We start from the raw sequence: 12,188 nt of genomic DNA on the forward strand, positions 1-12,188 counted from the left end.
CGGGTGCGAGCGAGGAGGAGACATGAGGGTTCTGGTCACCGGTGCCACGGGCCGGCTCGGACGGGCCGTGGTGCCGAGGCTGCTCGACGACGGCTTCACCGTCCGGGGGACGAGCCGGCGCCCGCGTACCGATCCGGCGATGGAGTGGACGGTGGCCGACCTGGACACCGGCGAGGGCCTGCCGGAGGCGCTGGCCGGTGTGGAGGCCGTGCTGCACCTCGCGTCCGCTCCCACCGGGCGGCGAACCCACGAGGTCGACGTGCTCGGCACCCGCCGGCTGGTGCTCGCCGCGGGCCAGGCCGGGGTCCGGCACCTGGTCTACATCTCGATCGTCGGCGTGGACCGGGTGCCCATCCCGTACTACCGGCACAAGCTGGACGCCGAGCGGGTCGTCGCCGCCGGCCCGGTGCCCTGGTCGGTGCTGCGGGCCACGCAGTTTCCGCAGTTCCTCGACGAGATGTTGCGGACGGCGAGTCGGCTCGGCCCCACCATCGGGGACCGGGCGATCCTCGCCCAGCCGGTCGACCCGGGAGAGGTCGCGGCGCGGCTCGCGGCCCGCCTCGCCGCCGGGCCGTTGGGCGGCATCGAGGAGTACGGGGGGCCGGAGGTGCTCCGCTTCGACGACGCCGTACGCGCCTGGCGGGCCGCGCGGGGCTCGCGCCGGCCGCTGCTGCCGGTACGCCTGCCGGGGCGGCTCGGCCGCGAGCTGCGGGCCGGCGGACTGGTCACGGAGGCCCTGCCTCGGGGCAGCCGCACCTGGGCGGACTACCTCGCGGACACGTACGGGGGAAACGGCCGGAGATGAGAACGTGTCCTGTTCACGTTCGGCCTAGCGTGACGGCATGTTCGCTGTCGTCACCGCTGTCATCCTCTACAGCTTCGGCTTCGTCTTCCTCTACGGCGTGATCCGGCTCGCCGTCCGGCACGCCATGGAGGACCTGGAGGTGCGCCGCGCCCAGGCGGCGCGCGCGGAGGAGCTGGCGGCCCACCGGGACCGCACGTTCCTCAAGGAGAACGCCTTCCTCGCGGGGAGCTGAGCCGCCGGACCGCCGCCGAGTCGGCGGGTCGGCGCGGCCACCTGCGGCACCCGTTCGGGGCCCGGGGCCGTCCCGACCCGCGGATCGGACGGCCCTGGGCTGGGCGGGGCGGCCCGGCGGGTGGAAGGATCGCACCCGTGATGGGGACGCTGAAGACCGAACCCGCCCGGAGCCGACCCGACCTGCTCGCCCCGCCGGTCGCCGCGGCGCTCGGGGAGTGGCCCGCCGACGCTCCGGTGGACGTGGACCAGGTGCTGGTCGCGCCGATCGACGCCGACCTCGCCGACACCGCCGCGTTCTGCGCGGCGTACGACGTGGGGCTGGACGTCTCGGCCAACTGCGTGGTGGTGGCCGGCAAGCGGGAGGGCGTGGTCCGCTACGCGGCCTGCGTCATCCTCGCCACCACCCGGGCCGACGTGAACGGGGTGGCCCGCCGGGCGCTCGACGTGCGCAAGGCCAGCTTCGCGCCGATGGCGGACGCCGTCGAACTGACCGGCATGGAGTACGGCGGCATCACGCCGATCGGCCTGCCGGCGCAGTGGCCGATTCTCGTCGACTCCCGGGTGATCGCCACGCCGCACGTCATCATCGGCAGCGGCGTACGGCACAGCAAGATCGCGCTGCCGGGCCCGGCGCTCGGCGCGCTGCCCGGCGCCCAGGTCGTCGAGGACCTCGCCCGTCCCGCCTGACAGCGACCGGACGGGCAGCGCCGCACCGGTCGCCGGTGGTCGCCTCGACGGCGACGGACCGGCGGCCGGGCCGCCCGACCACGGCCGGAAGCGTCCCGCCGCTCAGCGTCGTCGATGCCGTTGCACGTGAAACATCACCGGCGTCGATGCCCGGCCGGCGGGGCTCACCGCGCGCCGGACTCCAGGCGCTCGACCTCGGCGAGCGCGGCCAGCAGCGTCTGCGACTCCTGCGCGCCGCTGATCCCGTACTTGCCGGCCAGGACGAAGGTGGGCACGCTGCTGATGCCGAGGTCGCGGGCCTTGGCCAGCTCCGCGGCCAGCTCCTTGGTGCCCTCGTCGGACTCCAGGAACCGGCGTGCGTCGACGCCGTCCAGCCCGACCTGCTCGGCGATCCGGGCGAGCGCGTCCCGCGAGCCGACGTCGATCCCGTCGACGAAGTGCGCCCGGTAGAGCGCCTCCACCGTCTCGGCGGCTCGGCCGCGGTCGGTGGCGTACGCGACGAGGCGGTGCGCGTCGAACGTGTTGGCGGCGATGGCGCGGTCGTAGTCGAGTCGCAGCCCTGCCGTTGCCGCCGCCTCGGTGACCCGGGCGATCATCTGCCGGGCGTTGGCCGGGCCGCCGAACCTGGCGGCGAGCGCGTCGACGGTGCGCACCGGCTCGGGCACCGGCGACGGATCGAGCTGGAACGGCCGGAACCGCACCGTCACCTCGCCGTCGTACGACGCGAGGGCCTGGTCCAGGCGGTGCTTGCCGATGTAGCACCACGGGCACACCACGTCGGCGTAGATCTCGATCTCCATGACCGGTCGCAACTCCCCGCTCAACCCAGTTGTTCCCGGACCTGGCGCTTGAGCCGCGCCAGGATGGCGGTGCCGCCGCGTACGCGCAGCGGGCTGATCGCCTGGGCCAGACCCATTCGCTGGTAGAGGTCGTCCGGGACGGCGAGCACCTCCTCGGCGCTGGCGCCCGCCAGCCCTTCGGCGAGGATCCCGGCGAACGCCCGCGTGGTCGGCGCCTCGGGCGGGCAGTCGAAGAGCGTCTCCACGGTCTTCTCCGGCGTCACCCGGGCACGGAGGAAGAAGGCCGTCTGGCACTCCGGCACCTGCTCCATGCCCTCCCGCTCGGCCGACCCGGGCGGCAGGGGCGGAATGACGTCGGCGTACTCGAGCAGCATCTCCAGCACCACGTCGCGGGGTGCGGCGGCGAACTCGTCGACGATCTCGGCCAACCTGGCCGGCATGGCGGACATGCGTCGAGGCTACCGCCGACCGGGCGCCGGGCCCCTCCGCTCGGGAGGGGCCCTCCTCACACCGTGGGTGCCTGCTCGCTGATCTCGCTGAGCGCGGACTGGGGGTCGAGCTGCATCGCGAGGTCACCGAGGGAGACGATGCCGACGAGCTTGCGGTCGCTGTCGCAGACCAGCACCCGCCGGATCCCGCGCTCCCGCATCAGGGCCGCCGCCTCCCCTGCCGTCGCGTACTGGTCGATCATCACCACCTCGCGGGTGATGATCGAGCCGATCGTGGTCGTCGCCGGGTTGGCCCGCTCGGCCACCGCCCGCACCACGATGTCCCGGTCGGTGAGCATGCCGGCGAGGCTCGCGCCGTCGGTGACCACCACGTCGCCGATGTCGGCCTCCTTCATCACCGAGGCCGCCTCGTCCAAGGTGGTCTCCGCCGGCAGGTAGACGACCTGCCTCGTCATCACGTCGCTGACCCGGTAACCGGTCATGACAGCCTCCACAAACGCGTACGCCGATCCGATTGCGGTACCCCGTGACGTGCCCGCTACACCAGGTGCCCGCGCCCGGCCCGTACCTCGCCGACGAGTCGCTCCACCAAACCGTCCACCGGAAGCTCGGTCCGCTCGCCGGTGGCCCGGTGACGCAGCTCGACGTACCCCTCGGCGAGTCGACGGCCGACCACGACGGCGCGCGGAATCCCGACCAGCTCGGCGTCGGTGAACTTCACCCCGGCGGAGACGCCGGCCCGGTCGTCGACCAGCACCCGCAGGCCGGCGGCGGAGAGGCGGACGCCGAGGTCGACGGCCGCCTCCACCTGCGGGCCCTTGCCGGCGGCCACGAGGTGCACGTCACACGGCGCGACGGACTCCGGCCAGACCAGCCCCCGCTCGTCGTGGTGCTGTTCGGCGACGGCGGCCACCGCACGGGAGACGCCGATGCCGTAGCAACCCATGGTGGGCCGCACCGGCTTGCCCTCCGGGCCGAGCACGTCCACGGCGAACGCGTCGGTGAACCGGCGTCCCAGTTGGAAGATGTGCCCGATCTCGATACCCCGCCGGATGGTCAGCTCACCGCCCGCACAGGCCGGGCACGGGTCGCCGGGGCGCACCTCGGCGGCCTCGATGGTGCCGTCCGGCGTGAAGTCCCGGCCGTTGACGACCCCGGTGGCGTGCCGGCCGGGCTCGTTCGCGCCGGTCAGCCAGGCCGAGCCGGGCACCACCCGGGGGTCGACCAGGTAGCGGAGGCCGAGCTTGGCGAAGAGCTGCGGACCGAGGTAGCCGCGGACCAGCTCCGGGTGCTCCGCCCAGTCCTCGAAGACGGTCACCGTGGCCGGGTGCAGCGCGGCGGCGACCCGCTTCAGGTCCACCTCCCGGTCGCCCGGCAGGCCGACCACCAGCAGCTCGGCCTCGTCCGCACCCGGCCGGCGCACGGTCAGCACGATGTTCTTCAGCGTGTCGGCGGCCGTCCAGTCGTCGCGGCCACCGAGGCCGCGGGCGTTCGCCAGCTCGACCAGGCTGGCGATCGTGGGCGTCTCCGGGGTGTCGTGCACCTCGGCGGGCGGGTGCGCGAGCGGGTCGCCGGCCGCCGGGGCCCGGGTGGTCACCGCCTCGGTGTTCGCCGCGTAGTCGCACCCGGTGCAGCCGACGAACGTGTCCTCGCCGACCGGGGTGGCCGCCAGGAACTCCTCGGACGCCGAGCCGCCCATCGCGCCGGACATGGCGTGCACCACCGTGTGGTCGAGGCCCAGCCGGTCGAAGATCCGCCGGTACGCCGCCCGGTGCCGGTCGTACGCGGCCTGGAGGCCCGCCTCGTCGAGGTCGAACGAGTAGGCGTCCTTCATCAGGAACTCGCGACCCCGCAGCAGGCCGGCCCGGGGCCGGGCCTCGTCCCGGAACTTCGTCTGGATCTGGAAGAGCGTCACCGGGAAGTCCCGGTACGAGGTGAAGAGGTCCTTCACCAGCAGGGCGGCCATCTCCTCGTGGGTCGGGGCGAGCAGGTGCTCCGCGCCCCTGCGGTCGGCGAGCGTGAAGATGTCGTCCCCGTACTCGGCCCACCTGCCGCTGGTCCGGTACGGCTCGGCCGGCAGCAGCGCCGGGAACCGCACCTCCTGGCCGCCGATGGCCGTCATCTCCGACCGTACGACCTCGGCGATCCGGTCCAGCACCAGCGTGCCCAGGGGGAGCCAGCTGTAGCCACCCGGCGCGGCACGGCGGATGTAGCCGGCGCGCAGCAGGAGCCGGTGGCTCGGCACCTCCGCGTCCGCCGGATCCTCACGCAGCGTCCGGAGCAGGAGGGTCGACATACGCAGCAGCATTCGCGCAGCGTACGTCCGGCCCCGTCAGGCGGGCGACAGGTTTCGACACCGCGCGCCCATCGATCAACGCCGCCCCCCGGTGGCGCGACACCCCGGTGAAATTGGTCGTGCCGGGCGGCAACCGTGCCGGCGGAGGGTGACGTCTTGGCTGGCGTCACGATGGTGCACCACCTACCCCCAAGGATCGGCTCGTGTGGACCCTCTCCTGAGTGAGTTCGACTCGTTCGTGCGTACCCGCACGCCCGCACTGCTGCGCTCCGCCTACCTGCTGACCGGAGACCAACACCTCGCCGAGGACCTCGTCCAGTCGGCGCTCGCCCGAACCCACCGCTCGTGGGGCCGGTTGCACCACAGCGGCAACGCCGAGGCGTACACCCGCAAGACCATGTACCACCTCCAGGTGTCCTGGTGGCGTCGCCGCCGGGTGGCCGAGTCGATGCCGGGCGACCTGCCCGAACCACGCGGAGGCGACTCGGCCGCCGACCACGCCCACCAGACGACGCTCCGGCTCACCCTGCGGACCGCGCTCCAGAAGCTCTCGCCGAAGCAGCGGGCCGTGCTCGTCCTGCGCTTCTTCGAAGACCGCACCGAGGCCGAGGCCGCCGAGCTGCTCGGCGTGACCGTCGGCACGGTCAAGAGCCAGAGCTCCAAGGCCCTCGCCAAGCTGCGCGCCGTCGCGCCGGAACTCGCCGAGCTGTACGTCATGGAAGGAACCGCCCGATGAACCACGACCGTCTCCGGCTCGACCTGGCTGCCCTGGCCGACGAGGTCGCCCCGGTCGACCTGCGCGACCGGGCACTGCGTACCTCCCGCCGGATCGGCATCCAGCGCGCCATGGCCAGCTCGGCCGCCGTGCTGGCGCTGCTCGGCGCGGTGACCGGCACCGCCCTGGCGGTCCGTCCGGACGCCTCCGCCCCCCGCCTCCCCGCCGACTCGCCGCCGGCCACCAGCACCTGGCCGCCGGTGGACGTCACCCCGTCGCCGGCGCCCTCCACGACGCCGTCGCCGCCGTCGACCACCGCCGTCGACACGGCGGCGCCGCTCGACGGCACCCGCTACTACCTCGGCTTCACCGATCGGACGGCGACGATCCACGCCGTGCGGGGGGACACGGACGAGGTCACCGCCCGCATCCCCCTGGGAGCCGGCGAGTGCGTCCGCAACACCATCACCGTGTCCCCGGACGGCAGGTGGCTGGCCTGGGTCGAGGGCGGCGCCAACGAGGGGGGCGGCACCCTGGTGATCGCGTCGATCGACGGTGCCGGGCAGCGGAAGCTCGCCAGCACCTACAACTGCTACGGACCCGAGGCGCTGACGTGGCGGGGCGGGGATCACGTGATGGCCTACCGGGACGGCAGCTCCGTGCTCATCGACGTGGCCGCTGGCAGGCCCGTGGAGGGCGACCCGGGGCAGGAGACGGATCGGTGCTGGTCGGCCGACGGGCGCTGGTTGGCCGCGTTCTCGGACGGCAAGCCGTACGTGGCCGACGGGAAGGAGCTGCGCCAGTACACCTACACGCCACCGAAGGACGAGGCGGCGAAGTGGGGCGGCTGGCAGGCCCGCAGCGTCTCCATGGACGGGCGGTACGTCTCCGTCGGCTGGGTCGGCACCGATCCGTCCCGCCGCGACGACAGCTTCGCCGTCGTGGACACCACCAGCAGCGAGGTGGTGGACCTGCCGGGCAGCGGCGAGATCCGGAGCATCCTGTTCACGGCCGACAGCCGGGCCATCGTCCACCGGAGCAGCGGGCTCACCGTGCTCGACGAGGATCTCCGCCCGACGGGCAGCGTGACGGAGCCGGCCGCCGTGCGCGACCTGAGGCTGCTGGCGTACGTGCCCTGACGGTCTCCGTACGCCGGGGCGGACCACCACGTGGTCCGCCCCCGGCGTTCGCTCACACGGTTGATGATGTCGGCCACGTTCGTCGGGCAGCGGGCACCGGGGGGCCGGTGTGCGGTGCCAAACTGGTCGCCGCAGGCAACCAGGGGGCGTGAGGGAGGCCGCAGTGCGCTGGCGCAGTTTCGTGGCGGTGGGGGACAGCTTCACCGAGGGGATGGACGACCCCTATCCGGACGGCACCTACCGCGGCTGGGCCGACCTGGTCGCCACCCGGCTCGCCGCCGAGGCCGGCCCGGACTTCCGGTACGCGAACCTGGCCATCCGGGGCCGGCTCTTCCCCAACGTCGTCGAGAACCAGGTGCCCGAGGCGCTGGCGATGAAGCCGGACCTGGTCAGCTTCGCCGCCGGCGGCAACGACGTGCTGCGGCGCACCTTCGACGGCGCCGCGCTCGTCTCCCGTTTCGACGAAATCGTGGGGCGGTTCCGGGCGACCGGCGCGGACGTCCTCGTCTTCCGGTTCGCCGACGTCATGGCCCGCCTCCCCGGGCAGCGCCTCGTCAAGCCCCGCGTCGAGCTGCTCAACCGGGCGGTCGGCGAGACCGCCGAGCGGCACGGCGCCATCCTCGTCGACCTCTACGCCGACGACACGTACCTCAATCCGCTGCTCTGGAGCACGGACCGGCTGCACCTCTCCCCGGCCGGGCACCGCCGGGTCGCCGGCCAGGTCCTCGACGCGCTGGGTGTGGGCTGCGACGAGGACTGGCTCCTGGTCCCGCCGCACCCGGCGCCGTCGCCGTGGCTCGCCGCCCGGGCGGCCGACCTGCGGTGGGCCGGTCAGCACCTGGCGCCGTGGATCAAGCGCCGCCTCACCGGCCGCTCGTCCGGCGACACGGTCACCGCCAAGCGCCCGGGGCTCAGCCCGATCGCCGACTGAGACGGCGGATCCCGCCCTCCACATCGCTCACTCGACCGGCCTGAGCTGGCCGTCCCTTATCGGGGATGCCCGATGTCCGCCGCGCCCGATAGCATCCGCTGCCCCCGCCGATCGGTGCGGGGGAATTCGGGGAAAGGCGGATGAGGAATTGGCCCTCATACCTGGCATGACCGTGCCCGGGAGAACCCGGCGCGGTCTGCTGGCCACGGCGCTGTCCGTGGCGGTCACGGCCGGAGTGGTCACGGTGGCCGGCGCACCGGCCGCCGCGTCCAGCGCGCGCTACGAGAGGAACACCTCGTGGGCGTACGTCGACGCGCACCGGCCGACGAAGATCACTGTCGACCAGGCCGGTGACGTACCGGTCGGGTCCTGGCGGGACGAGCGCGGACGCAAGCACACCGCGCGCGCCTACTTCACCTTCGACATCACCCGCTACCGCGGTGCGGTGATCGAGTCGGCGACGTTCACGGCGAAGGAGACGTCCGCGGTCGACTGCACGAAGCGCCCGGCCGTGGAGCTGTGGCGCACGGAGGCGTACACGGCCGAGTCGAGTTGGAGCAGGCCGCCGGCCCAGCGGGCGAAGCTCCACACGACGACGTTGCCGGACACGACGGTCTGCCCGGCGCCCTACGTGGAGTGGGGCGCCGCCGACGGTCTGCGCCAGGCGCTCGCCGAGGGCGCCTCGACGCTCACGCTCTCACTCCGGCTGCCCGCCGGGGCGGAGGCGGATCCGGCCCTCGGCCGCCGGTACGCGAGCACCGTCGGGCTGGCGATCGCCTACAACTACCCGCCCGGCGTACCCACCGACCTGCGGACCACGAACGAGGCGTGCACCACGGCCGAGCCGTACGAGTTGGTGCGGCGGGGCGACCTCGGTCTCTCGGCACTCCTGCACGACGCGGACCGCAACGACACCGGCGGCACCGACATGCTCGCGGCGACGTTCGCGCTCTGGCCGGTGGACGAGCCGGACGCCCGGATCGAACGGACGGACAACGCCCGCGACGGTGAGCGCGCCGTCGGCCGATTCGGCGCCGACCTGTTGGCACACGACCGGGTGTACGCCTGGCAGGTGCGGGCCGCCGACGACCGGGCCACCGGCGACTGGAGCGCTGTCTGCTACCTCCGCACCGACTTCGAGGGTCCGGCCACGGCACCGGCCGTCTCGTCGACCGACTTCCCGCGGGACGGCGAGTGGTTTCCGGCACTGCCGGGTGAGGTCTCCTTCGACGCCAACGGCGCCACCGACGCGGTCGCGTTCGGTTACCGACTCAACGGCGGCGGGACCGAGTCGGTGGCCGCGGACCGGCCCGGTGGCTCGGCCACCGTCACCATCACGCCTTGGCAGGGCGTGAACACCGTCGACGTGTGGAGCGTCGATCCGGCCGGCAACCGCTCTGGAACGACCTCGTACCGGTTCCTGGCGCGGAGCGTCGGGCCGATCATCGAGGGTGAGCTGACCGGGGTCGGGGTGCCGACGCGGATGACGTTCCGTCCGCAGTTGGACGGCGTGGTGCGCTACCGCTTCCACCTGGACGGCGACCCGGAGCAGACCGTCGACGCCGGCCCCGACGGGACCGCCACCGCGACGGTCACCGCGACCCGTGGGGGCTACCGGACGCTCACCGTGACGAGCGAGACCGCCGACCGGGTCGCGGCCACCTCGGAGCGCCGGTTCACGCTGCTCACCGAGCCCAGGATCACCGCGACGGTGTACGAGGAAGGCGGTGCCGGCGGCGGCCCCGGGGTCTCCGGCGTCTTCACCTTCACTCCGCGGCTGCCCGACGTGGTGAGCTACCGCTACGAGTTCAGCGGCGCGTCCGGCACCGTGGCGGCGGCGCCGGACGGCAGCGCGTCGGTGACGTGGACGCCCACCGACCCGGGCAACGTGACGCTCACCGTGGTGAGCGTCAGCCGGGACGGCACGGAGTCGGAGCCGGCCACCTGGTACTTCATGGTCCGGGATCCACGGCCCGTGGTCGACGGCGGCATCTACAACCCCCACTACCCCGGCGGCGGTCCCGGGCAGCCGGGCGACTTCTGGTTCAGCTCCGGCCCGGACACCGTGCAGTACCGCTACCGCTTCGACGACGGGCCGGAGCAGACCGTGGACGCCGGACCGGGCGGGACGGCCCGGATCACCTGGACGCCCGAGCAGGGCGGGCCGCACACCCTGACCGTGCGGGCCGTGACCACGGACGGCACGGTGTCCCCGGAACGGACGTACACGTTCCTCGTCAACGACGCCCCGCTCGTCGAGTCCGCGGAGTACCCGCAGGACACCAGTGCCGGTCTGCCCGGCGCCGCGGGCGTCTTCACCTTCCGCCCGCAGCGGCCGGGCGTGGTGAGCTACCGCTACACGTTCGCCGGAGAGGAGGAGCGGACGGTCGAGGCGTCGGCGGACGGCACCGCCTCGGTGACGTGGACCCCGCGGCAGCCGGGCTGGTACTGGCTGAGCGTGCGGGGTGTGACCGGCGACGGCACCGTCACCGAGCAGCGTGACTACAGCTTCTCGGTGCGCGATCCGAAGCCCGCGATCGTGTCGTACCTCTACTCGGAGTGGGACCCGCAGGGCGGGATCGGGGTGCCCGGCGACTTCCGGTTCCTCTCCGAGCTGCCGGACACGGTGGAGTACCGCTACCAGCTCAACGGCGGGCCGGAGCAGACGGTCCCCGTCACCGACGGGACGGCGGCGGACCTGACCGTCACCCCGGACCGGGGCGGGCGGAACACCCTCACGGTGCGCAGCCGGTCGGCTAGCGGTGAGCTGTCCCCGGAGGCGACCTTCACGTTCACGGTGAGCACGTCGCCAACGGTCAGCTCCGCCACCTACCCGCACGGCGAGTACGCCGGCGGCGTGGGGGTGCCCGGGGTCTTCACGTTCGCACCGCGCAGCACGGACGTGGCGGGCTACGTCTACCAGTACAACTACGGCACGGAGGTCAGCGTGCCGGCGGGCGCCGACGGGACGGCCTCGGTCACGCTGACGCCCACCGACCCCGGCTGGACGTCGCTCACCGTGTACGCCGTGGACGCGGCGGGCAACCGCTCGGACCCCACGTACTACTGGTTCATCGTGCGGTGACCTCCCGGTGATCCGGCCCACCACCCGTGCGGGTGGTGGGCCGGTCACGTTTTCGGTTCGGTCGACGGTCCTCGGGCGTACCTTGGGGATCATGTCTGTGCCGAGCGATCCTGATCCCCGCCTCCAGGCGTACGCCGACCCGCAGCGCCTGGTCACCACCGCCTGGCTGGCCGAGCACCTCGGCGACGAGGGCCTCGTCGTCATCGAGAGCGACGAGGACGTGCTGCTCTACGACACCGGCCACATCCCCGGCGCCGTCAAGGTGGACTGGCACCTGGAACTCAACGACCAGGTGACCCGGGACTACCTGGACGCCAGGAGTTTCGCCGAGCTGTGTGCCGCCAAGGGCATTGGCCGCGACGACACCGTCGTCTTCTACGGCGACAACTTCAACTGGTGGGCCGCGTACGCCCTCTGGGTCTTCTCCCTCTTCGGCCACCCGGACGTGCGGCTGCTCGACGGCGGCCGGCAGAAGTGGATCGCCGAGGGGCGGGAGCTGAGCCGCGAGAAGGTGACCCGGCCGCGGGCCGAGTACCCGGTGCCGCAGCGGGACGACGCCCCGATCCGGGCGTTCCGCGAGCAGGTGATGGCTCACGTCGCCGCCGGCCGCCCGCTGGTCGACGTCCGGTCGCCCGGCGAGTACACGGGCGAGATGCTGCACATGCCGGACTACCCGCAGGAGGGCGCGCTGCGCGGCGGGCACATCCCGGGCGCCGTGAACAAGCCGTGGAAGTCCGCCGCCAACGAGGACGGCACCTTCAAGTCCCCGGACGAGCTGCGTGCCATCTACGCCGACCAGCTGGGGTTGACCCCCGACGACGACATCGTCGCCTACTGCCGCATCGGTGAGCGGTCCAGTCACACCTGGTTCGTGCTGCGGCACCTGCTCGGCTACCCGCAGGTGCGCAACTACGACGGCTCGTGGACCGAGTGGGGCAACCTGGTCCGCGCACCCGTCGTGAAGGGCGACCAGCCCGGCGGGCTGAACCCCTGACCCCGGGCCGGGCCGCGCGCCGGTTGCGACCGCGCGCGGCCCGCTTCCGGCGG

General features: G+C 73.4%; 12 protein-coding genes. 8 read left to right on the top strand and 4 right to left on the bottom strand.

Annotated elements, in window-relative coordinates; all coding sequences use genetic code 11:
• The first annotated feature begins 22 nt into the window (after positions 1-22).
• From SM573_RS12830 to SM573_RS12840, 3 genes are all read left to right on the top strand, one after another.
• Positions 23-805: an SDR family oxidoreductase gene (locus SM573_RS12830; RefSeq protein WP_474613388.1), complete on the top strand. Its 783-nt coding sequence runs from the start codon at positions 23-25 to the stop codon at positions 803-805.
• 37 nt (positions 806-842) lie between these two features.
• Positions 843-1,037, top strand: a complete 195-nt coding sequence (locus SM573_RS12835) for a hypothetical protein (RefSeq protein WP_474613387.1) — start codon at positions 843-845, stop codon at positions 1,035-1,037.
• Positions 1,038-1,177: 140 nt separating this feature from the next.
• Entirely contained in the window at positions 1,178-1,726 is a 549-nt protein-coding gene (locus tag SM573_RS12840; protein ID WP_474616357.1) for a YbaK/EbsC family protein, read from the top strand.
• Positions 1,727-1,890: 164 nt separating this feature from the next.
• Here the strand turns inward: SM573_RS12840 and SM573_RS12845 are convergent, their stop codons facing one another.
• From SM573_RS12845 to SM573_RS12860, 4 genes are read right to left on the bottom strand one after another with little or no spacing between them, the layout of a single operon-like run.
• Positions 1,891-2,526, bottom strand: a complete 636-nt coding sequence (locus SM573_RS12845; protein WP_474616156.1) for a DsbA family oxidoreductase — start codon at positions 2,524-2,526, stop codon at positions 1,891-1,893.
• A gap of 20 nt (positions 2,527-2,546) precedes the next feature.
• Positions 2,547-2,975, bottom strand: coding sequence for a SufE family protein (locus SM573_RS12850; RefSeq protein ID WP_474613385.1), 429 nt, complete (start codon positions 2,973-2,975; stop codon positions 2,547-2,549).
• A 56-nt stretch (positions 2,976-3,031) separates the two neighbouring features.
• The gene (locus SM573_RS12855; protein WP_474613384.1) at positions 3,032-3,457 is read right to left on the bottom strand and encodes a CBS domain-containing protein; all 426 of its coding nucleotides are present in this window, start codon (positions 3,455-3,457) and stop codon (positions 3,032-3,034) included.
• Positions 3,458-3,513: 56 nt separating this feature from the next.
• The gene (locus SM573_RS12860; RefSeq protein WP_474616157.1) at positions 3,514-5,283 is read right to left on the bottom strand and encodes a proline--tRNA ligase; all 1,770 of its coding nucleotides are present in this window, start codon (positions 5,281-5,283) and stop codon (positions 3,514-3,516) included.
• Positions 5,284-5,476: 193 nt separating this feature from the next.
• Between SM573_RS12860 and SM573_RS12865 the strand changes: the two genes are divergently transcribed.
• The 5 genes from SM573_RS12865 (at position 5,477) to SM573_RS12885 (ending at position 12,135) form a co-directional block, all read left to right on the top strand.
• Positions 5,477-6,007 carry a SigE family RNA polymerase sigma factor gene (locus SM573_RS12865; RefSeq protein WP_474616158.1) on the top strand — a complete coding sequence of 177 codons (531 nt, stop codon included), beginning with the start codon at positions 5,477-5,479 and terminating at the stop codon, positions 6,005-6,007.
• Positions 6,004-7,125, top strand: coding sequence for a TolB-like translocation protein (locus SM573_RS12870; RefSeq protein WP_474616159.1), 1,122 nt, complete (start codon positions 6,004-6,006; stop codon positions 7,123-7,125). Before SM573_RS12865 ends, SM573_RS12870 begins: the two co-directional genes overlap by 4 nt.
• Before the next feature lie 163 nt (positions 7,126-7,288).
• Positions 7,289-8,056 (top strand): SGNH/GDSL hydrolase family protein, encoded by a 768-nt coding sequence (locus SM573_RS12875; protein WP_474613382.1) that lies wholly within the window; start codon positions 7,289-7,291, stop codon positions 8,054-8,056.
• Between the two features lie 166 nt (positions 8,057-8,222).
• Positions 8,223-11,141: an Ig-like domain-containing protein gene (locus tag SM573_RS12880; protein ID WP_474616160.1), complete on the top strand. Its 2,919-nt coding sequence runs from the start codon at positions 8,223-8,225 to the stop codon at positions 11,139-11,141.
• Between the two features lie 91 nt (positions 11,142-11,232).
• Positions 11,233-12,135 (top strand): sulfurtransferase, encoded by a 903-nt coding sequence (locus SM573_RS12885; protein WP_474613380.1) that lies wholly within the window; start codon positions 11,233-11,235, stop codon positions 12,133-12,135.
• The last annotated feature ends 53 nt before the right edge of the window (positions 12,136-12,188 follow it).

It is taken from the genome of Micromonospora xinjiangensis (assembly GCF_056150165.1).

Coding starts and splice junctions, on each gene's coding strand:
- SM573_RS12860 (WP_474616157.1), bottom strand. CDS start 5,283: ATGCTGCTGCGTATGTCGACCCTCCTGCTCCGGACGCTGCGTGAGGAT.
- SM573_RS12880 (WP_474616160.1), top strand. CDS start 8,223: ATGACCGTGCCCGGGAGAACCCGGCGCGGTCTGCTGGCCACGGCGCTG.
- SM573_RS12870 (WP_474616159.1), top strand. CDS start 6,004: ATGAACCACGACCGTCTCCGGCTCGACCTGGCTGCCCTGGCCGACGAG.
- SM573_RS12830 (WP_474613388.1), top strand. CDS start 23: ATGAGGGTTCTGGTCACCGGTGCCACGGGCCGGCTCGGACGGGCCGTG.
- SM573_RS12840 (WP_474616357.1), top strand. CDS start 1,178: ATGGGGACGCTGAAGACCGAACCCGCCCGGAGCCGACCCGACCTGCTC.
- SM573_RS12835 (WP_474613387.1), top strand. CDS start 843: ATGTTCGCTGTCGTCACCGCTGTCATCCTCTACAGCTTCGGCTTCGTC.
- SM573_RS12885 (WP_474613380.1), top strand. CDS start 11,233: ATGTCTGTGCCGAGCGATCCTGATCCCCGCCTCCAGGCGTACGCCGAC.
- SM573_RS12855 (WP_474613384.1), bottom strand. CDS start 3,457: ATGACCGGTTACCGGGTCAGCGACGTGATGACGAGGCAGGTCGTCTAC.
- SM573_RS12850 (WP_474613385.1), bottom strand. CDS start 2,975: ATGTCCGCCATGCCGGCCAGGTTGGCCGAGATCGTCGACGAGTTCGCC.
- SM573_RS12845 (WP_474616156.1), bottom strand. CDS start 2,526: ATGGAGATCGAGATCTACGCCGACGTGGTGTGCCCGTGGTGCTACATC.